Annotated in this window: 23 protein-coding genes; 9 read left to right on the top strand and 14 right to left on the bottom strand. The window is 47.6% G+C overall.

The window, feature by feature from the left end; all coding sequences use genetic code 11:
• Position 1: 1 nt before the first annotated feature.
• Positions 2 to 742, bottom strand: a complete 741-nt coding sequence (locus tag CHL76_RS07705) for an alpha/beta hydrolase (RefSeq protein ID WP_094908222.1) — start codon at positions 740 to 742, stop codon at positions 2 to 4.
• 189 nt (positions 743 to 931) lie between these two features.
• Between CHL76_RS07705 and CHL76_RS07710 the strand changes: the two genes are divergently transcribed.
• Positions 932 to 1741 (top strand): alpha/beta fold hydrolase, encoded by an 810-nt coding sequence (locus CHL76_RS07710; protein ID WP_079475306.1) that lies wholly within the window; start codon positions 932 to 934, stop codon positions 1739 to 1741.
• 47 nt (positions 1742 to 1788) lie between these two features.
• Here CHL76_RS07710 and CHL76_RS07715 read toward each other — a convergent pair whose 3' ends face one another.
• The gene (locus CHL76_RS07715) at positions 1789 to 2643 is read right to left on the bottom strand and encodes an NmrA family NAD(P)-binding protein (protein ID WP_094908223.1); all 855 of its coding nucleotides are present in this window, start codon (positions 2641 to 2643) and stop codon (positions 1789 to 1791) included.
• 12 nt (positions 2644 to 2655) lie between these two features.
• Positions 2656 to 2985, bottom strand: a complete 330-nt coding sequence (locus CHL76_RS07720; RefSeq protein ID WP_079475304.1) for a tRNA-binding protein — start codon at positions 2983 to 2985, stop codon at positions 2656 to 2658.
• A 115-nt stretch (positions 2986 to 3100) separates the two neighbouring features.
• Between CHL76_RS07720 and CHL76_RS07725 the strand changes: the two genes are divergently transcribed.
• Both CHL76_RS07725 and CHL76_RS07730 read left to right on the top strand, forming a co-directional pair.
• A complete protein-coding gene (locus tag CHL76_RS07725) occupies positions 3101 to 3484 on the top strand; it encodes a hypothetical protein (RefSeq protein ID WP_079475303.1) in 384 nt (127 codons plus the stop codon).
• Between the two features lie 240 nt (positions 3485 to 3724).
• The gene (locus tag CHL76_RS07730; protein WP_079475302.1) at positions 3725 to 4465 is read left to right on the top strand and encodes an SDR family oxidoreductase; all 741 of its coding nucleotides are present in this window, start codon (positions 3725 to 3727) and stop codon (positions 4463 to 4465) included.
• Positions 4466 to 4511: 46 nt separating this feature from the next.
• Here the strand turns inward: CHL76_RS07730 and CHL76_RS07735 are convergent, their stop codons facing one another.
• Entirely contained in the window at positions 4512 to 5198 is a 687-nt protein-coding gene (locus CHL76_RS07735; protein WP_079475301.1) for a YqjF family protein, read from the bottom strand.
• A gap of 171 nt (positions 5199 to 5369) precedes the next feature.
• Between CHL76_RS07735 and CHL76_RS07740 the strand changes: the two genes are divergently transcribed.
• Positions 5370 to 5663 (top strand): hypothetical protein, encoded by a 294-nt coding sequence (locus CHL76_RS07740; RefSeq protein WP_079475300.1) that lies wholly within the window; start codon positions 5370 to 5372, stop codon positions 5661 to 5663.
• A 52-nt stretch (positions 5664 to 5715) separates the two neighbouring features.
• On the opposite strand, the gene CHL76_RS07745 is transcribed toward CHL76_RS07740, so the two are convergent.
• The 5 genes from CHL76_RS07745 to CHL76_RS07765 all read right to left on the bottom strand — a co-directional run bounded on the left by CHL76_RS07745 (position 5716) and on the right by CHL76_RS07765 (position 11262).
• On the bottom strand, positions 5716 to 6465 hold the full coding sequence (locus CHL76_RS07745; RefSeq protein WP_079475299.1) for a hypothetical protein: 750 nt from the start codon (positions 6463 to 6465) through the stop codon (positions 5716 to 5718).
• A 99-nt stretch (positions 6466 to 6564) separates the two neighbouring features.
• A complete protein-coding gene (locus CHL76_RS07750; protein WP_158219102.1) occupies positions 6565 to 9153 on the bottom strand; it encodes a YfhO family protein in 2589 nt (862 codons plus the stop codon).
• Positions 9154 to 9168: 15 nt separating this feature from the next.
• Complete coding sequence (locus CHL76_RS07755) at positions 9169 to 9543, bottom strand: GtrA family protein (protein WP_079475297.1); 375 nt, start codon at positions 9541 to 9543, stop codon at positions 9169 to 9171.
• Complete coding sequence (locus tag CHL76_RS07760) at positions 9540 to 10475, bottom strand: glycosyltransferase family 2 protein (RefSeq protein ID WP_094908226.1); 936 nt, start codon at positions 10473 to 10475, stop codon at positions 9540 to 9542. Before CHL76_RS07760 ends, CHL76_RS07755 begins: the two co-directional genes overlap by 4 nt.
• Before the next feature lie 103 nt (positions 10476 to 10578).
• Positions 10579 to 11262, bottom strand: a complete 684-nt coding sequence (locus CHL76_RS07765; RefSeq protein WP_094908227.1) for a spermine/spermidine synthase domain-containing protein — start codon at positions 11260 to 11262, stop codon at positions 10579 to 10581.
• 162 nt (positions 11263 to 11424) lie between these two features.
• Between CHL76_RS07765 and CHL76_RS07770 the strand changes: the two genes are divergently transcribed.
• The 3 genes from CHL76_RS07770 (at position 11425) to CHL76_RS07780 (ending at position 14108) form a co-directional block, all read left to right on the top strand.
• A complete protein-coding gene (locus CHL76_RS07770; RefSeq protein WP_094908228.1) occupies positions 11425 to 12306 on the top strand; it encodes an ROK family protein in 882 nt (293 codons plus the stop codon).
• A gap of 100 nt (positions 12307 to 12406) precedes the next feature.
• On the top strand, positions 12407 to 12925 hold the full coding sequence (locus CHL76_RS07775; protein WP_094908298.1) for a M15 family metallopeptidase: 519 nt from the start codon (positions 12407 to 12409) through the stop codon (positions 12923 to 12925).
• A gap of 115 nt (positions 12926 to 13040) precedes the next feature.
• On the top strand, positions 13041 to 14108 hold the full coding sequence (locus CHL76_RS07780) for an SDR family oxidoreductase (RefSeq protein ID WP_094908229.1): 1068 nt from the start codon (positions 13041 to 13043) through the stop codon (positions 14106 to 14108).
• 51 nt (positions 14109 to 14159) lie between these two features.
• On the opposite strand, the gene CHL76_RS07785 is transcribed toward CHL76_RS07780, so the two are convergent.
• Entirely contained in the window at positions 14160 to 15098 is a 939-nt protein-coding gene (locus tag CHL76_RS07785) for an alpha/beta hydrolase (RefSeq protein WP_094908230.1), read from the bottom strand.
• A 155-nt stretch (positions 15099 to 15253) separates the two neighbouring features.
• Between CHL76_RS07785 and CHL76_RS07790 the strand changes: the two genes are divergently transcribed.
• Positions 15254 to 16186 (top strand): ATP-binding cassette domain-containing protein, encoded by a 933-nt coding sequence (locus tag CHL76_RS07790; protein WP_094908231.1) that lies wholly within the window; start codon positions 15254 to 15256, stop codon positions 16184 to 16186.
• Between the two features lie 17 nt (positions 16187 to 16203).
• Positions 16204 to 17028 carry an ABC transporter permease gene (locus CHL76_RS07795; RefSeq protein ID WP_094908232.1) on the top strand — a complete coding sequence of 275 codons (825 nt, stop codon included), beginning with the start codon at positions 16204 to 16206 and terminating at the stop codon, positions 17026 to 17028.
• Positions 17029 to 17036: 8 nt separating this feature from the next.
• On the opposite strand, the gene CHL76_RS07800 is transcribed toward CHL76_RS07795, so the two are convergent.
• The 4 genes from CHL76_RS07800 to CHL76_RS07815 all read right to left on the bottom strand — a co-directional run bounded on the left by CHL76_RS07800 (position 17037) and on the right by CHL76_RS07815 (position 20746).
• A complete protein-coding gene (locus CHL76_RS07800; RefSeq protein ID WP_079475289.1) occupies positions 17037 to 17900 on the bottom strand; it encodes an alpha/beta fold hydrolase in 864 nt (287 codons plus the stop codon).
• A gap of 16 nt (positions 17901 to 17916) precedes the next feature.
• Complete coding sequence (locus CHL76_RS07805; RefSeq protein ID WP_094908233.1) at positions 17917 to 18780, bottom strand: alpha/beta fold hydrolase; 864 nt, start codon at positions 18778 to 18780, stop codon at positions 17917 to 17919.
• Positions 18781 to 18897: 117 nt separating this feature from the next.
• Positions 18898 to 19638 (bottom strand): SDR family oxidoreductase, encoded by a 741-nt coding sequence (locus tag CHL76_RS07810; protein ID WP_094908234.1) that lies wholly within the window; start codon positions 19636 to 19638, stop codon positions 18898 to 18900.
• Between the two features lie 121 nt (positions 19639 to 19759).
• Positions 19760 to 20746, bottom strand: a complete 987-nt coding sequence (locus tag CHL76_RS07815) for a ketoacyl-ACP synthase III (RefSeq protein WP_094908235.1) — start codon at positions 20744 to 20746, stop codon at positions 19760 to 19762.
• Between the last annotated feature and the right edge of the window lie 94 nt (positions 20747 to 20840).

Consider the following 20840-nt stretch of genomic DNA (forward strand, 5'->3'; position numbering starts at 1 on the left):
GCTAATGCAGGGGCGGAAACAACCACGTGCAGGCGGCAGGGAACTGAGAAACGAAATACTTTCTCTCATGCATCGCCTTTGGTTTTATATGAAGTGCCACCTGGTTTTCGAGCTGCTTTCGAAGCATATCATACATTAACTGTGTTCTTGGCACCATGTAGGGTTCGATAAACGGCTGACCGTTCCCTTCCCATTCTCCTACATACAAATATACGTAATGGCGCAGGGTAAGCGAGAGCCGGTCTTTAATAAAAGTGTCCATTCCTTTATACCACAGCGAAGCAGAAAGCAAGCCAATTTTATGAAACACATGGGGATACAGATCAGCAATATAAATGGAAACAAGCCCTCCAAGTGACGCACCAATCAATCCGGTATGGGAGGCCTCTGTTCTTACCCGGTATTTTTCATTGATATAGGGACGGATGCCGTTGGTCAGTATATATGCATACTCTGTGCCAAGGCCTTTAAAATCCGGCAAGTGCAAAGAAATTGCTTTTGACGGCCACGGGGTGTACTCATGAATACGGCTTTTGGGCTCCACTCCGACCATCACTACCGGCTGCATATATCCCGCTTCCATCAAATCCTCCCACACACTGCTCGAATCCCGGAACAAATAAGCTCCGTCCTGGACATAAATAACAGGATAGCGTTTCTGAGTGCTCCGGCTGTAATTTGGAGGCAGGTATACATATACGTCCCGGTCCATAATCTGGTGATGGATGATTGTGCCTTTCATAGCCTGGCTCCTTTTTACTGCATTGTCTCAATTATTTCTTTTTCTTCAATGTCTTTAGTCTCATCAGCAACAGATTAATTGAAAAAGATTATCATTGTCAAATAAAGCGCCCAGAGTTTATCGCAAAGCAAACAAGGGTAAACTAAATATTCTAAATACTATATTTATTAGTGGGGAGGATTTACCTATATGGGGCATTATGTTGCTGTAGAAGAAGACGTGCATCTCTACGTGGAGGATATCGGTGAAGGGAAGCCAGTTGTATTCATACACGGCTGGCCGGTAAACCACAAAATGTACGAGTACCAATTCAATGAGCTTCCAAAGCACGGGTACCGGTTTATCGGCATCGACCTCCGCGGCTACGGACAGTCCGACAAGCCATGGAGCGGATATGATTATAATCAAATGGCAGACGATGTTAAAGGAGTCGTTGACGCCATGGAGCTGGACAATTTTGTCCTCGCCGGTTTTTCCATGGGAGGCCCGATCGCTCTTCGGTATATGGCCCGTCATAAGCAGCAGGGAGTTTCTAAATTACTTTTGCTCGCACCGGCAGCTCCAAGCTTCACGCAACGGGAAAACTTCCCATACGGCATGGAGAAAAAAGACGTCGACGGAATTATTGACAACCTGAATACCGATCGCCCTAAAATGCTCGAGGATTTCGGTGGCATGTTTTTTGGCAGTGATGATGTTTCCGATGTATTTAAAACGTGGTTCCATGGCCTCGGCATGGAAGCCGGAAGCTATTCGACCATCCATTCAGCGGAAGCGCTCCGGGACGAGGACTCCTTTGAAGACCTCTCCTCTATTACAGTTCCGGTAGAAAGCTTTCACGGGAAAAACGATCAGATCTGCCCATACGAATTTTCCGGGGAGCTTCAAAAAGGAATCAACGGCTTAAAGGTCGTTCCTTTTGAAAACAGCGGCCATGGCCTGTTTGTTGATGAAAAAGAAAAGTTCAACCAGGAACTTCTACGTTTTCTCGGAGAGTAATGAGGCAATAACGATTAAAGGACACGCATGCCAGCGTGTCCTTTTTTCTATAATAGATGCCGTTCGAGGTATGACCGCAGCATTTCCGGCGGTTTTCCTGTAAGTTTTTCCACGTCTGGAGTGACCTCGCCCATCAGTCCCATGGAGACTGCTTCATACAAAGATGCATTCACCCTGCCGAAGCCGGAGCCATCATCGTACGTCCGGGCAAATTCCTGGACTTCCATCGGTTCATAACGAATGCGTTCTCCCGTAATATTGGAAAGCAGCTCACCCAATTCCTCCATCGTATAAGCCTGCATCCCTGTCAGCGTATAGAGACCCCCGTGCCTGTCAGGCCCAGCAGCCACAGCGGCTATGGCCTTAGCCAGGTCTCTTCGCGTAATAAAAGAAACAGCGCCTCTTCCTGCCGGGTAAGGCAGCCTTTTAGTCCGGACCAGCTCCTCCGTATAAGGAATCAGCGGGTCCGCATATACTCCGTTGCGAATAATAGTGCCAGACATCGAACTCATTGCAATACGCCGGACAGCGTAGCCGAAAAACGGGCTCATATGAAAGGGGTTGTTCCAATGGTCCGCCGTAAAACCGATAAAAATAAAATGTTTGACGCCAACCCCCTCTGCCGCTTCAACTGAGGTTCTAAATTCCGTGATTCGCTGTTCAGATGGGTGCGTAATGCTTGGAATGTAAAGCACCACGTCTGCTCCCCGAAAGACTGCCGTCTGCTCATCAAACGAATAGTAATCCATTTTTTCTATGTGAACATTCTGCTCTTTGAACACCGCCGCTTTTTCAGGGCTGCGCACGCCAAGGGTCACCTGTTCTTTGGGGACGAGTTCAAGCAGTTCCTCTGTTACTTTTTTTCCAAGATGGCCTGTAGCTCCCGTAATAACGTATTTCATATATTCACCCTCTCAGCCGATTCTTTCCCCGATTTTCGTTTCGTGGTCTGTTTGCAGAAGAGTCACTCCTTCATCAGTATATACGCCTAAAATCAAGCATTCTGAAGTGAACGATGCAATTTTCATTGGAGGAAGGTTCACAATGCCAATCACTGTTTTACCCTCCAACTCACCTTTTTCATACAACTCAGTAATCTGGGCGCTGGACTGCTTTACTCCCACTTCTTCTCCAAAATCCACCCACGCCTGATACGCAGGCTTTTTTGCCTCCGGAAACTCTTGTATCTGTACAATCTTTCCTACTCTAATATCCAGGTTGTGAAAGTTTTCAATAGAAGCCATCGAAATACCCTTCCTTTCTCTACTTTGATTATGTATCATCGTATCATAAGCGCTTATATTATTTGTAATATCCTGGTACCTTTTTGGCCGGGAAACTCATTTGAGGTGAATTGACGTGCGGCGTTTTCTAACATTTTTGCTCGGAATTATTTTAGGTGCCGCCATGAATATACCTATTATCAGCATTGCCCGCTTTTCTGCCGAGTTATTTATTGGGCAGGGGTACTGGTTAATCGGCATCGGGGCCCCGCTTGTGTTTTGGCTTGTATTTAACCTTCCATTCATTCAATGGTTTGCCGCATTTGCTGTGCGCTGGAGATGGATGAACCGTATCGGCATTGGCCTGCTGATGATCGGGGTAGTTACTATGTTTCAGTTAAACAGCGGCGAACTGTTCTGGTATTATATAGAAATCGGTATCATTATGGCCGCTTCTCTCTGCCTTCTGGTGCAGATTATTCTCACTCCTAAAAAACGTCCCCCACATGTAAAATCATAAACTTCCGGCGTGAATCCGGGAGTTTTTTAGTTTCCGGACAACCAGCTTAAAAAATTTTGTTCGCGGGCCCACGCGCTATCCCCGCCATATAAGCATTTCTATTAAATTCTTCCCTTTTAGCAAAAATTGGATGATTGAATTAAGTCACAACGGGTATCATACACCCCGATGCCACTTATTATTTTAAAGTAACTAACGTTATGGCATAAATAGCTTACAGAAAAAGGAGCGATACACGTCATGACAGAACTTCAAGGCAAAACGTTTATTATTACAGGAGCAAGCAGCGGCATTGGGAGAGCCACCGCTAAAAAACTCGTCGAAAACGGCGCTAACGTAGCACTTGCCGCCCGCCGTCTCGAACGCCTGAACGAAATTAAAGAAGAGCTTTCCGATCAGCCTGGCGAAATTATCCTCAAAGAGACCGACGTTACTTCCCGTGAACAGATGGAAGAACTCGGACGCGAAGCAGTCAATCACTTTGGCAAAGTATACGGCCTTTTTAACAACGCCGGCTTAATGCCGCTATCATTACTGAAAAATCAAAAGGTCGATGAGTGGGACCAGATGGTGGATGTGAACATTAAAGGTGTTCTGTACGGCATCAATGCCATCCTTCCGCATATGATCGAAAATAATGATGGCCATATTATTTCCACTTCCTCTGTTGCTGCCCACCAAATCTTCCCTGGCAGTTCCGTATACAGTGGTACGAAATTTGCCGTAAAGGCAATTATGATGGGCCTCGAACAAGAAGTAGCCCAGACTAACATTCGTACGACTGCCATTTCTCCAGGCGTGGTGAATACAGAGCTGACTGAAACCATTACGGATAAAGAAGTAATGGAACAATTCGATTCCGTATTGAATGTGCAGCAGCTGAATTCAGAAGATATTGCAGAAGCAGTATACTATGCACTTACCCAGCCGGCACACGTGGACGTCAATGAAATTGTTGTTCGTCCGGTGGATCAGCCATAAATGCCGAACGTATTTAAGCCTCTGCTCCGTATCCGGGAGCAGAGGCTTATTTTTTTCGTAGTCTTACAGCCCCCACATCCACGCCCGGGCTGACCATAACATGAACGGGGCGTCCGTCTGAATGGTTGAAACCGCCTGCTGCGAGTAGTCCGTTTTCTTCCTCTGCATACTCACCGCGATACAGCTTCCACGGCTTATGTACGACATCTCCGTACCATATCTGTCTATCTTTGGCTGTGTAAAAACGGTATCTTTCTGCAAGCCAGTTTTCGAGCGATCCTTCTGCAGCCGGCAGCTGTTCTCCTGTCGTCCGGTACTTTGCACGAAAACGAACGTTTCCGGACCTCCGGTGGTGATTCCAATACGTCCAGCTTTGATAATGGCGGATCGAAAAGCGTGCCTGATAATACGGAATAGCAAAATTCCGTCGCGCAATCCAGACACCAAGCGGAGAAGAAGCATCTAAATTATAAAAATAAATCCCCGGTTCCCCGTCCACGCAGACATACGTACGCAGATTCAATTCCGGAAAATGCAGGCCTGTCTGTTTTGGAAAAAAAGACGGACGGATGTCGTGCATTGAAAACGAAACTACTCCTACATACGCTCTCCCCTGAAACGTATCTACCTCCATATGCTCCGGCAGGCTGCGAGCTACTTCCCCAGGAGTTTTTTCCCAATGTGCAAACAACGCGTTTCTCCATTTCATGCGTATCAGCTGCCGCTCTCTCATCTCTGCTCCCTCTTCCTCAGTGTTTTATCCCAACCAATATACTACGATTTTCAACTGCTTTAAACTTAAATGGCTTCGAATATACTATTTTTTCCTGCTTCTTATTTTCCTCTTCAATAAGGTTTGTGATACATTGAAGAAAGGTTATTCTTCGCAAAGGAGCTCATATATATGGAAGACGCCAGAATGAAAATGTTCAGCAGTATGCTTTTAGCCATCTCCCTGTTACTCGTCATTACCACTGATATTCTTCTGATTGTGACAGCCATCGTAGTGGGCGGCGGTATTTCATTATACGTCTATGCCGGTCTTGTAATTACCGCTCTATGGGGTGTCGGGCTGGCAGCTCATTTTAAAGCCCAGAGCCGGATAAGCTTTATTATCTTTTTTATTTTAACAGTACTTCTTTTGATCAACTTGTTCAGCGGCATTTTAACCGGGCCGGCAGTAGAATTTTCATCCTAAAAGAAGGCCGTACGCACGGCCTTCTTTTATTTCCCGGGAAATGTACGAACAGCTAATCCGGTCTATCATCCGGCTTTAAACTCAGGATAATACCGTAGGCAAATGCACTGCCTACAAGCAGGACACCGGCAATAAGATTGTATGGAAATGGCAAAAGATCCACCGCAGAAATCACCAGCCATACCGCAATCAATAAACCAATAATTGCTGCGTACGCTGGTAAAAAGTCCTTCTGGAAAACCCAAACCGCCAGGGCAGTGGCCATGATTGCTACAGGCACAAACCACCACTTAAATGCTGAGGAAAAAATCAGGCTCCCCTCGGGAACATTTGTTATGAGATCACGAACGGGAATGACCAGAACAAACATTGCCGCTTGAGGAAGATACTTCAGGTTCTGCTTTATCCAACTTGAACGAAAGGCCTGAAGGGGTTTGCCGTAAATCATTAAAAAACTGACTATTAAGGCCCCTGGACCTAAAATGCCAAAATACCAGAAAGAAAAATTTGTCACACCCCGCAGCAAATCCCACAACCATAAAGCTAAAAATAGAACCCAGGCGACCAGCAATAAAAATGATAGATGCCCTCCTATAGCAGGAGGTACCTTGTGTTTGATTGCTCCACTATATACCTTCGGATCCTTCGGCATAATTTCATACATAGATCCTCCAGCTTTTTCCCGGGCCTCTACCTTTTCTTTATCCCCCTGGATGTAAAACTCCGTTTCTCTTTTCTTTCTGCCATGTAAATAAAGATAATCCCCGACCTCCTGAAAATAATCTTCTGCTTGTTTGGACAAAGACATAGGCTCTCCTTTCATCCTTATTTTTCCATTCCATTATTTCCATTGTCAATCCATATAAAAAGCCTGTCCCGACGAACGGAACAGGCTCTGTCACTATTTTTTTCTTCTTTTAACGCCCCATAACACTGCTGCCAGCAGCGAGAGCACCGAAATCCCAGTCATCCACCAGAAATACGGAGGATAGTACGTAAGAGAAAGGTTGTTTTCCCCATTCTCAAGCGGCACAGCGGTAAACGCTCCGTTTGCTTTCTCTATTGGCACCCGTTCACCATTCACCTTGGCTCTCCACCCTTTTTCATATGGAACAGGCATGACAGCGTATGCGTCTCCTGCGTCGTTTTCAACGACAGTATCGACTTCATTGCCGTCCACTTCTACATTCCGGGTAATATCCTTTGCCTGTTCGCTGGCTTCATTTAATTGTTCATACGTTTCCCCGTATACAACCAGATCCTCAAGATGGTACTCTCCTTCAGGCAACCGGATTTCTATAACATTATCCGCCGGATTTTCCACCCGGATCGTTAAATCATTTTCGTTCGTGCGGTACAGTGAGTCTCTCGCTTTTCGCGTTGTCTCAAATTCGTTCACGTTCATCCGGAAATAGCCGACACCGGGCTCCTGGCGGAGGAGAAAGTCTACGTAATAGTCCTCCACGTCTTCATCCCCGGGCACTGTAATATTGAGTCCGCCCTCTTCTCCGGTAACCGTAAGCATCCCGTTGTCGTAAGTCCCGTTTACGGCTTCAACATCCTCTCCGGTAGTGACCGAATTTTCCTGTGGAAAATCGGCCGCTGTCTCTGGATTTTCGAGGATTACACCGTTTAGCATCGCATGCTCCTTCGCGAGCGGCGCGGCTTCTTCAGCATCTTCATAGGCGTATATTTGATTGGTGGTCCGTACAAACGGCAGCACGTTTTCATTTTGATAAATAATATAATTATCATTTTCTACAAATGGAGTAAACCCGTACGGCACGTTTTCATCCCCGTCTTTTTCAAACATGGCGTACTCTCCGCGCAGCAGGCTGTAGATATTTGCCCTACGGCCGAAATCTGAATACCGGCTAATGCTTTCCCGGCCCAGATCGATCTGAAGGTCATTGTAATAAAACATGAGTATCTCTTCATTCAAAATGCTTGAATATGCGCCAGCCCCGTAAAAATCCAAATACAGCGGCGTATTTGTACGCTGCGGGTCCTTAACCCAGGTCGTGCGGGATAGAGCATCGGGATCTTCCTGAGCCACTTCATTTAACAATTCAATCTGATCGGCATCCATGTAATCCTCACTCATGAGAAATTCCTGCGTGGTTTCGCTGATGCTCCCGCGTTCAAACAGCTTTGCATACTGATACTGATTAGCAATTACCACGCTGGTCATAATGGCAAAAACGGCAGTGATAATCCTTTTCCCGCGTACATCTGTAAGCGTGGTGATGACAAAGGCTCCCAGGGAAATAACAATCATGCCCGGCGTCAGCCAGCCGCTCCAGTGATCAATGGAAAAATCGTCATCTAATAGGTAAAACAGGATGTACATGCCTGTTGCAAAAACAAGTGAAGGCACCAGTTCCCGCCAGTCGAGCTTTCGGATATGCTGAATGCCCGCTGCCACTGCGCCGGCGAGTAGAAAAGCAGCGATGTACTCAAAACGGTTCCTTGGCGCAGAAAAGCCGTTAAATGCGCTTCCTACCAACGGGCTATAATGAAATACAATGAATAAAAGTGACAGAATCGTAAAAAGCACAAACCGCGGATCCCTGTACAGCTGCTTCCAGGCTGCAAACACTAAAAAGATGGTCGGCACAATGAGAAAGCGGCTGTCGAGCAGGATATTGCTTGTACTATCAAATAACACGATCTCCTGTTCAAAGTCTGGCCGGTAATTGTTAAAGTAGCCGTACACGCCAGCGAAAAAGCCGGTCAGGCCGATGCCGAACCCGAGCAGGGAGCTGCCCCCAAAATAAAGTATCTGCTTTCCTATTTTTGTTTCCTGAGGCACAAGACGGATCAGCCATCTGGCTAATATATAAATACCAATAAAAATAAGCACGATATAAGAAAAGTAGAAGTTCGAAAATACGGTTGCTGCAAGCGCAAAAATAAACAGCAGCGGTTTTTTCTCCCGGATAATTTTTTCTACTCCGTACACGAGCAGCGGAAGCCAAATGAAAGCGTCTGCGAAAAATTCCCAAAATGCCGCGTGACGAAAATACATTACACACGTGGCATATAAAAGTGCCCCGGTCAGAGCAGGCACACGGTCTAGCTTCATGTAGCGGAAGCAGGCGTACGTCAAAAAGGAAACGAGCGTCATACGGGCCATGCTGATAAAAATGACAGCCTCGGTCCAAAAGGCTGCGTCGGGCTCACGAACCAGCCCCACAAGCTCCAGTATATAAACGACTAACATCTGAAGGTAGAAGAACAGGTTCGTCGAGTAATAGTATCCGAGCTGGGTAAACATACTGCCGCCAAGCCCCAGTTGAAAGGAATAAAAAAATTCTCCGCTCGTATAATGATCGTACAGCAGCTGCTTAAACGGCCCCATCTGGTTCAATCCGTCATTCGGACCTGCCATATACGTATCATTGGTCCATTGGTAGAAGAAAAATGCGTGTGCTGCAATGACAGACAGAATGATTGCTGCCGCAATTCCCCATATATGCTTGTGTTTCAATATTCTCTCCCCACGCTATCTTTTTAATATTTTCCCAGTGACAATGAATGTGATCGGTATGGTAAAAATCACCGCTCCCAGAGGGGCGATAGTGCTGTTGATGTCCAGCCATTCCACAAATATATAAGCAAAAACAGATGAAGCCCCTACGTTTACCACCTGGGTCAACGGAAATTGGAAGAATTTTTTCCACGTCGGCCGCACCTGGTAGGTAAAGTATGTATTTAAAAAGAAAGAAATGACAAAACTGATAAAAAAACCGGTGATATGGGCAACCATATAGGGCACCGAAAGTACAACGTGAAGCAGTAAGTAGGCGGCATAGTAGTTCAACGTGTTCATACCGCCTACTAAAACAAATCTAGTAAACTCATTATCCAACTGTTTCATGCATCTCGCCTTTTCGTATTAGATTCCTGCACTAAATAATGCGGGCGCCTTTTCGTTTCATAGTAGATGCGGCCAATATATTCCCCAAGCACGCCGAGGCTTAACAACTGCACGCCTCCTAAAAACAGGATAGCAGAAATTGTCGTAAAGTAGCCCGGCACTTCTATTCCCATCCGCAGAATCTGGACAAATGTAATACCAATGTAAATCAGCGCAAGCAGCATAACAGCAAGGCCGGTATACAGACAAACACGCAGCGGACGGTTATTAAAAGAAATCATGCCGTCCACGCCGTAATTCAACAAGCTCGAAAACGACCACTTGGTTTCGCCTTCCTGGCGCTGCACATTTTCATAGTAAACCGTTTTGGAAGGAAAGCCGATCCATGAAAAAAGCCCCTTCGAGAATCGGTTGGCTTCACTTAACGACAGCAGGGCATCGAGCGCCCTCCGGCTTAACAGGCGGAAATCGCCGACACCGTCTTCAAGCTTTACATCCACCATTTTATTAATAAATTTATAATACATCGTCGCCATACCCGAACGGAATTTTGAATCCCCTTCCCGGTTCCTCTTCGCGATAACCTGGTCGTAGCCTTCTTCGTAGCCTTCAATTAATTCTAAAATGACTTCGGAGGGGTGCTGCAGATCAGCATCAATAATCACTACAGCATCACCGTCCGCATGGTGCAGCCCAGCAATGAGTGCTGCTTCTTTTCCGAAGTTACGGGTAAACGATACATAGCTCACATTTTCATGCATCCGGGCAAGCTCTCTCATCTTCGCAAGCGTCTGGTCCGAGCTTCCGTCATCTATATACAGTGCTTCTATTTCATAGGGCAGATGCCCTAAATGATTCTGCAGTGATTCATATACAGAGAAAATGTTGTCCTCTTCATTGAACGAAGGGATGACGATTGTTATCTTTTTCATTTTATTTCCCCCCTGGCCCCTTTATCTCCCATTGTTTACACAGTACTTTCATATCGTACCCTTCTCTATATCATTTGTATCACTGTACAGAGGTGAAAAATTCTCAAAAATTGTGGGATGGATGCGTGCCTGCCGCTTTCCGGGCATAAAAAATAACGTCCGGGCCGCCTCGTCCAACCTCCACTTCCTCGGTCCATACAGCATCGAATACCGCTTCGAGGCTGCTTTTGAAAGCCGTAGAATAAGAAGCACTCCAAAAAGCAGCCACACCTCCGCTGCGGAGTACGTTATAAACCACCTGCAGACCTCCCGTTTTATACATATGGGAATTCCCTTCCCGGACGAGCCAATCAGGCCCGTTATCGGTATCCATACATACAGCATCCCAGCGTGCGCTTGTTTCTTTCTCTAAAAATGCTAGAAGATCCGCCTCAATGATTCGTGCTTTCTCATTCTCGGGAGCCCGTCGGTTCCATTCCTTAAAATAGGAACGGTTCCACTCAATAATATGCTTCTCTAATTCTACAACAGTTACGTGCACTGTATCTGCATGATTTACCGCTTCATCGAGTGAAAAACCGACACCAAGACCTCCAATCAGCACCGACTCTGCTGAAAAAGCATGTTGCAGCGCAGTCTTTACCATTCGCCGCTCTGAATCTCCATTATGGGTAGCCATTAAAAACGTTCCATTACTAATAACTTCATAATGCCCGCCGCGCCGCTGAAGCTGCAGCTCCCCGCTTTTTCCCTGAACCTTTTTCATTACTTCCCTGTCACTGTTCATTCAAGACCACTCCTTTCCTGTACGGCAAGTATATTTCATATTTGCAAAACCAGAAAAAAAAGGTACGATTAAAAAGTATGCAGAATTTTATCAACATGAGTATGTTTATTTATTTTATAATATTTTGTTAACTATTTTAGAAAAGACCAGGAGGTTGTTTATATGCTCGGCGCCATTGAAGCAGGAGGGACCAAATTTGTCTGCGCGGTCAGTGAAAACGGCCGTGATATTAAAGAACGCGTTTCTATTCCAACTACGACGCCCGCAGAAACCATGCAGCAGGTGTACGATTTTTTCCGTTCCTTTTCTATCGAAGCCGTGGGCATTGGCTCTTTTGGACCGATTGATATTAATACAAAAAATGATACATACGGCTACATCACTACCACGCCAAAAACAGCATGGCAAAACTTTAACATTCTTGGCGATGTGCAAAAACATCTGGGGGTGCCGGCAGGCTTTACAACCGACGTCAATGCAGCAGCGCTAGGAGAATGGAAACACGGTGCCGGCGCCGGAAAAACGAGCTGCCTGTACATGACAGTTGGCACTGGTATCGGCGTGGGAGCCGTGATTAATAATCATATTCTCGAGGGGCTGAACCATCCCGAAGCCGGACATATTATTGTCCGCCGGCATCCCGAGGATGATTTTAAAGGCACATGCCCTTACCATAGCGACTGCCTCGAGGGACTTGCTTCAGGGCCGGCTGTGGAAAAGCGCTGGGGAGAAAAAGGCAGCGAGCTGACTGCCCGCCCTGAGGTATGGGAGCTTGAATCCTATTACCTCGCTCAGGCCATGATGAATTACATTCTAATTCTCACTCCCGAGCGGATTATTATCGGTGGCGGCGTCAGCAAACAACCTTCCCTGCTCGCAAAAGTACACGAAAAAACACAGCAGCTCCTGCAGGGGTACGTCCAAGACTCAATGATCACTCAACACATTGACCAGTATATCACCACCCCGGGTCTTTATGATGATGCCGGCATCACCGGAGGCTTTGTTCTCGCTGCCCGGACTCTCGAGGATACCCCCAACTAAAAGCAGGCGCAGCCTCAAAACACCTACTCGTTTACAACTCCTGGGCGCAGGTAAAAAAAGAAAGGAAATCAGCTGAGTGAAAAGACATGTCTTGTTACTGATGACCGGTTTACTTCTCATTCTCGTTGTACTGGGGTGGAACAGCAGGCAAAATCCGTTCCCCCAGGTGGAAGCAAGCGAAGTCGTCGCACAAAACGCCCTCCACCCTGTCGTAGAAGAACGAAAAAATGAATGGATCCAACGTGCAGAACAGCAGGGAATCCAGGTTGTTGTAACGGATGGATACCGTTCTGTGGAGGAGCAGAATGCTTTATACGCCCAAGGACGGACCACGCAGGGAGAAATTGTAACGCAGGCAAGAGGCGGCGAATCGTATCATAATTACGGCCTTGCCATTGACTTTGCTTTACGCACACCGGACGGAGAGCTCGTCTGGGATATGGAACGCGATGACAATGGGAACGGTAAAGCAGATTGGACGGAGGCCGTAGAGATCGCTAAAGAACTCGGTTTCAACTGGGGCGGGGACTGGCCCGGTTTTAAAGACTATCCCCATCTCGAGATGACCTTTGGCCTCAGCCTTGAAGAGCTCCAAGCTGCGGAACAGCAGAATACCTAACTACCAGCGTCCGGCTAGTTATCCGGACGTTTTTCTTTCCCACGGCGAGGTTAAGCTTCTGGCAGTTTGTGGTATACAGCTGTAGTACCCTCTATTGTGAAAGGAGTCCTCTTTAATGACTAAAACAGCCCTGGTGGTAGGAGCTACCGGTATTATAGGCAGCAGCATTCTAAAACATATTGCATCTCTGGAGGATTGGGAAACTGTGGGCATTTCCCGGCACCAGCCGGAAGACACCCACGGAGCTGATTATTACGTAGAGGCAGACCTCTTAAACGAGGAAGAAATCACTAAAGCCCTCCATGACGTGCCCGCAGTCACGCACATCTTTTATGCCGCCTATCAGGATTATGATCCCCTTTCCAAGGAACAAATTACGGTTAATACTACCATGCTTCAAAGCGCTGTCCAGGCTGTGGAAGCGACGTCCAGCCAGCTCCAGCGCGTGGTGTTGATGCAGGGGGCTAAAGTGTACGGAGCCCATATCAGCGCCTTTAAAACACCGGCACGGGAAAGCGATCCGCGCCATATGCCACCAAACTTTTATTACAACCAGGAGGATTACCTTCGTAACCACCAGGCGGGGAAAAACTGGTCTTGGACCATTTTGCGCCCTGATGTCGTGTGCGGCTATTCGGTAGGCACTCCGATGAATTTGAGCATGGTCATTGCTGTCTATGCCTCTATCTCTAAAGAACTCGGCCTTCCACTTCGTTTCCCGGGAAAAGAAGTAACCTACCGGTCGCTCGCCCAGGTTACCGATGCCGGCCTGCTCGCCCGCTGTTCGGTCTGGTCTGCCCTGCATGAGCCATGTGCATTTGAAACGTTCAATATTACTAACGGGGATTTCTTTCGCTGGGAGCACATGTGGCCGGTTATCGCCGAGGAATTCCAAATGGACACCGGGCCGGTGCAGACGATCACACTTTCTGATTTTATGCCGCTGCAGAAGGGGCTCTGGGAGGAAATGCAGGAAAAATACAGCCTCCAGGCTATCCCTTTCGATAAATTAGCTGCCTGGCCGTTCGGTGACTTTATTTTTAATGTAGAATACGATGTGATGTCTGACACTAATAAGGTAAAACAGTTTGGTTTTACTGAAGTGGTGAACAGCGATGACATGTTTCGGCAGCTGCTTCGCGAATTTCAGGAACAGCGGTTGATTCCAAAATTCTCAGGCTGATTCCGCACACATCCGAAACACCCATTCAGCTTCTGCCGGATGGGTGTTTTGTTATTTTCCAATATGCTTGTGTACAAATGCCTGCATGTAGTGCATCGCTTCCTGGCCGTCCTCTTCAAGCGGAAACTGGTTGATAAACCCGTGAATTGTCCCATCCACCTGATGATGATGAACGTCTGCATTTGCTTCTTTCATCTGTCTTGCCAGCTCCTCGCCTTCATCACGCAGTACATCATATTCCGCTGTAATAATAAGGGTCAGAGGATTTTCCCGTTTATCCGTATCCCGCATCGGCACAGCCAGTGGATCCCTGCGTTCATCCCATGAAGACAAATAATGCGCCCAGAAGTCACCTACGTTTTTAGCCGTCAGTCCATAGCCTTCACTAAAACGATGATAGGATACGTAGGCGGGGTCTTCGTCCCGGTTATAAAAATCAGCAACAGGGTACAAAAGCATCTGCCCCTCAAGGTATGTCTGTTCCTTTCGAAGCAGCGTAGAAGCTGCGTATACAATATTTGCGCCGGCGCTGTCCCCGCATAGATAAAACCGGTCCTCTGTGTTTGCCCAGTCCCGGTATTCAGAAAGCACCCAGCGCACAGCATCCAGGCAATCGTATACCCCGGATGGAAACGGATATTTCGGGGCAAGCCGGTAATCCACTGCTACAACGTACGCCTCCAGTTCATTGGCCAGCACCCGGCAGAAAGCATCGTGGGTTTCAAGGCTGCCAACGGCAAACCCGCCTCCGTGAAAGAAAATCACGGTGGGAAGCGGCTCTTCGGATATGGGCTTATATCGTCGAACAGTTAACGTGCGTCCATCTAAATCGATATCTTTATCCAGCACTTCAGCTACTGCCGGGCGAGCTGAAGGCTCCGGCGCCATTTCGTTTCTTCGTCTCCGCTCATCGACTACTTCCTCCACCGTTTCCACTTCGAAGGATATATTTTGGTTTAGGTATTCCTTTACATGGTCTCGAAGTTCCATTGTTCCTTCCCCCTTTTATCTATTAATCCATACCCTCAATTTTGCCCGGTTACCCTTCATTCCACTCTGACCTGCTTCGTATACATTGACGTTAACTCTCTGAAGTTATATAGTTACGCTAACATAACGACTATGGCTAAAGTAGGGGTAAACATATGGAATCTATCATTCAAGTGCACGAACTGCGAAAATCGTTTAAAGATATGGAAGCTGTCAAAGGCATTCATTTTGACGTCGCCCAGGGAGAAATATTCGGCTTTCTCGGCCCGAACGGGGCAGGAAAAAGCACAACTATCAACATGATCTGCACGATGCTCGCGCCCACTTCCGGAAGCGTTACCATTAACGGCTATGATGCGTTTAAGCAGAAAGCAAAAGTCCGGGAGAGCATTGGTATCATTTTTCAGGAAAATACGCTCGATGAAAAATTAAGCGCCCTTGAAAACTTGAAGCTTCACTGCCGATTTTACCGGGTCCCTAAACATAAACGAACGGAGCGCATTCAAGAGGTTCTTGAAATCGTAGACTTAACCGACAATCAAAAGAAAAAAGTGGAAGAATTCTCCGGCGGGATGAAACGAAGGCTTGAAATCGCCCGGGGGCTCCTTCACTATCCGAAGGTACTGTTTCTGGATGAACCGACAGTCGGCCTTGATCCTCAGACCCGCGCGCATATTTGGGAATATATTCTCCGTCTGAAGGAAAAAGAAAATATAACCATTTTTCTAACTACGCATTACCTGGACGAGGCGGAAATCAGCCACCGCATTGCCATTATGGATAAAGGCAGCATTATTGCCCTCGATACACCCAAACGGCTGAAGCAGCAAGTTGGCGGGGACGTGATTGAACTCGGCACCGAGGATAATAATGCAGTAGCCACGCAGCTGCAGCATGATATGCCGGAGGCAGAAATACAGGAGGAAGCAGGTGTTCTGCGCATTAAGGTACCAAGCAGCGACCAGTTTATTTCTACGTTTCTGCAACAGATCCGCATACCTATTACGAGCCTCAACATACGCCGGCCGACGCTTAACGACGTGTTTTTATCCTACACAGGACGCAATATTAAAGCCGGCCCCGCTTAAGAAAGGAGCACACACATATGGAAGGTATTTTTGCTATCTGGCAGCGGGATTTAATGAAATTCATCCGGGACCGCGCCCGGCTTCTCGGCTCATTTGCGATGCCTATTTTATTTTTAATTATTTTTGGCGGCGGGTTCAGCGGCACGATGGAAAACCTGGTAATGAATCAAACCTCTGAAATCGAGAATTTTAATTATCTTACTTTCATTTTCCCGGGCATTGTAGCCATGACCCTTTTAATGACTTCAATTTTTTCATCCTTGTCAGTCATCCAGGACAAAGAATTCGGCTATATGAAAGAAATCCTCGTTTCGCCGGTGTCCCGGGTGAATATTGCGATCGGCAAAATGCTCGGGGCCTCCACAGTTGCTTTTATGCAGGGAGTACTGATGTTTATCCTTATTCCGGTCCTCGGCGTAACCTACGAATGGAGCAACGTCCTGGCCGTGCTGCCGATTATGTTTCTGCTTTCGTGCACCCTTGCTTCCCTTGGCCTGCTAATAGCAAGCCTGCTTCGGTCGACACAGGGATTCCAGCTGATTGTGCAGGTTCTCGTGTTCCCCATGGTCTTTCTTTCAGGAGCTCTGTTTCCAGTAACAAACATGCCAGCCTGGATGGATATCCTTGTTAAAGTTAATCCTGTCACCTACGGCGTAGACGCTATGAAAAAAGTAATGACCGGCGCCGGAGACCTGCCCTTCGCTGCCCAGAACGCGCTCGGGCTCAACCTGCAGCTGTTCGGGCGTACAGTGACGGTGGCGGAGGAGCTGCTGTTTTTAATTATTTTTACTTCCATTTTGATCGCCCTTGCCACCGTGAGCTTCCGAAGAGCCAACGCCTAAGCAACGAGTCACGTTTTTTCCATAAATTCTGTGACCAGCCGCTCCACAATATCCGGCTGCTCATGAACGACCCAATGCGTCGCATCAGACACAAAAATCAATTCTCCATCGCGGCAGTATCCAAGGCTCGTCCGGGCGGAAGCCTTCGACAGAAAGGCGTCCCCAACACCCCAGATGATCCGTACCGGCGGAGTCACATAGCTTGATTCCACAATATCCTTCGGCCCTTTTCTCATTCCTCTGTACCAATTGATCATGGTCGTGACCGCATTCGGCTGAGACCATGCTTCTTTGTATCTTTCTACATCTTCTTCAGTAAACGTTCCAGGTTTGCTTGTTTTTACGAGACCATTGGCAAACTCTTCAAAGTCATTATAGGCAAGCAGTTTTTCCGGAAGTCCGGGAAGCTGAAAAAACAGCATGTATGAGCTTCTTAGAAGCTGGGTCGGATCTTTTTTCATGCTTGCCGGCATAGCCGGCAGATGCGGAATATTAATGGCAACAAATTTTTCCACGTATTCAGGCCTCGAAGCTGCCGTGTACCACCCTACTGCTCCGCCCCAGTCATGACCAATGATTACTGCTTTTTCCCGTCCCATCGCTTTGATCAGCTCCGTTACATCATTACGCAGTTCATCCAGAGCGTATGCTTCAATCTCAGGCGGCTTGCTGCTTTGATTGTAGCCGCGCTGGTCCGGAGCCGCCACCCGGTAGCCCCGCGCTGCAAGCGGGCCGATTAAATGCCTCCACTCGTACCAAAATTCCGGAAAACCGTGTAACAGTATGACCAGTGGCCCGTTCTCCGGACCAGCCAATGCGGTGTGTAAAGAAATTCCGTTGACTGTTATCGTTTCAAAGCTGATATCCTGCATATCTGGTGCCTCCTAGTTATTTTTCCTGAATGAAATTTCTAATGGACTGTGTGACAAGCTCCGGCTGCTCATGATGCACCCAATGCGTCGCTTCTTCAATAAAAATTCCGTCTCCGTCGCTGCAGTATTTCAGACTTTCCTTAGCGGCTGCCCTGCCTAAAAACCAGTCATGCATCCCCCAGATCATGCGTACAGGCACATTGATTGTTTCCGTGCTCATCGCTTCCGCCGGCCCGAATGGGATGGCCCGAAACCAATTGAACATAGCCGTTACGCTGCCGGGCTGTGACCAGGCAAACCGGTACTGCTCCAGCTCTGACTTTGTAAACGTGCCTGGGCAGCTCGTTACAGACAGATGGACCTTTAATGCGGCGTACTGGAACATCGCAGCCGCTTTATCCGGAAGGCCGGGGAGCTGAAAAGCCGCCATATAATATCCTTTTATTATGTCCATAGGATGCATGAGCATCGTCTTTGGCATGGCGGTTAAGTGCGGCATATTCACCGGGATAAACAAAGAAACGTATTCCGGCCGCGTAAGTGCCAGATACCAGCCTACAGCCCCGCCCCAGTCATGGCCGGTAACTACAGCCTTCTCTCTTTTAAAGTGAAAAATCAGCCCGGTGATATCATCCCGGAGAGCATCCATGGAATAAGATGCTTTTTCAGGAGGCTTCGAGCTCAGATGATACCCCCGTTGGTCAGGCGCTACTACAAAATAGCCTTCCTCCGCAAGGGCATGCATCTGCTTCTCCCAGGCACGCCAAAATTCCGGAAAGCCATGCAGGAGTATGACCATCTCCCCTTCCTTTGGTCCTGCGGTGGCCACATGAAGGCGGAGACCATTCACGTGCACATATTTAAATGATAGTTCTGCCATCGAAAACCTCCTTGGTTCTGTTAGTTTCTTTTACCCGGAAATGGCCTGCTTCAATGATGAATTTCCACAGCAGCTAAAAATAACAGCACCTATCCATGTGGATAGGTGCCGTTTCTTTTACATTTGTGCTGTCGGACGAACGACGATTTCATTAACCGATACTTCCGCCGGTTCTTCAATCGCGTAACGGATCGTGCGGGCAATACTTTCTGAAGAAATTGCGTTTTGATACAGCTCATCCACGCGTTCTTTCACCTGATCGTCCGATATAGTCTCGGTAAGCTCCGATTCAACAGCCCCCGGCGATATAATCGTTGATCGAATATTGTTTTCCGGTGACTCTTCTTTGCGGAGCCCTTCCGAGATCGCGCGCACCGCATATTTCGTTCCGCTGTAGACAGCGCCGCCCGGAGATACCTGATGGCCTGCCACCGAGGAAACATTAATAATGTGCCCTTCTTTTCTTTCCCTCATGTAGGGGAGAACGGAACCAATACCATAAAGCACGCCTTTAACGTTCACATCGATCATCTGGTTCCAGTCTTCGAACTGCCGGTTCCGCAGCATCGAGAGCGGCATCAATCCGGCATTGTTTACTATAACGTCAATTTGGCCGTACGTTTCATTGGCAAACTGGGCGAGTTCGTCCATCTGCTCCTGGGAGGTGACATCCACTACTTTATAGGCAGCCGTACCGCCGGCCTGTTCAATGTCTTTTTGAAGCTGCTGCAGACGCTCCTCCCGGCGGGCGGCCAGCACTACTTTAGCCCCTTTGCCAGCTAATTCTTTAGCTGCTGCTTCACCAATACCACTTGAAGCACCAGTCAGTATAACTACTTTTCCTTCAACTTCTGCCATGTTATATCCTCCAATGCTGTTCTGAATTGATTACGTACTCTCTATACCCGCCGCACTATAATCATAACCTTTACTGCTCATCAAAAAAGAGCCCCCTGCTCCGGGAGCTCTTTCAATTCAATTATTCTGCATGCCAGCGGACTAATAACGCAGACTGCGCCAGACCGCCGCCAAATCCGTAAATAAGCACGAGGTCGCCGTTGCTTAAACGGCCGTCCTTCTGCGCTTCCCGGAGAGATAACGGAATTGTAGCGGATGATGTGTTGCCGTAATATTCGAGACTCGTCAGCGTTTTTTCCACTGGAATGCCGGTACGCTCGCAGATCGATTCGATCATTCTCATGTTCGCACTGTGCGGGGCAAACCAATCGATGTCCTCAATTGCCACTCCTGCATCATCCAAAAGCTTGTCGATCCCCTGAGGAACTGTTTTGACTGCCCATTTGTAAACTTCCCGGCCGTTTTGCCCAACATAGCCGTCTGAATCCACTTCCTGTCCGCCAATTTGGTTGGACAGATCGGTGCAGTAAAGGTATTCACCCTTTTTCCCGTCTGAATCCGTGAAAGCGGCCAGAAAAGATGGATTGCTTTCGTCTGCTTCTACTAGAGCTGCGCCTGCGCCGTCCCCGAACAAAATACATGTCGCCCGGTCCGTATAATCCGTAATTTTAGAGAGCGTTTCAGCGCCGATCACAAGCACTTTACGATGAAGACCGGAACTGATCATGCCGTCTGCCACGTGCAGCCCGTAGGAAAAGCCGGCGCAAGCAGCGTTTAAATCAAAAGCTCCAGCCCCGGAAATACCAAGGCTGGCCTGCACCAAAGAGGCGACGCTTGGTGTTTTGTGGTCAGGCGTCAGCGTGCACACAATGATAAGGTCCACGTCTTCAAGCGTTTTTCCACTTACCTGCTGCAGCTCCTCCGCTGCTTTTACGCAGATCGTGCTGGTGAATTCGTCATCTGCTGTAATCCGTCGTTCTTTAATGCCGGTACGGGACGTAATCCACTCATCGTTTGTTTCCACCATTTTTTCTAAATCATCATTTGTCAGCCGCTTCTCCGGAACAAAGGACCCTAATGCTGTAATTGAAGCTTTTGATTGTACCATCGGTATGTAACCCCCGTTTTATGTATAATTATCGCCTATGCGCTTTGATTTTCGTTGAATCTCATACTTATTTATATTATCACAAAATAAAGGA

Source organism: Marinococcus halophilus (assembly GCF_002265875.1).
Lineage (GTDB): Bacteria > Bacillota > Bacilli > Bacillales > Marinococcaceae > Marinococcus > Marinococcus halophilus.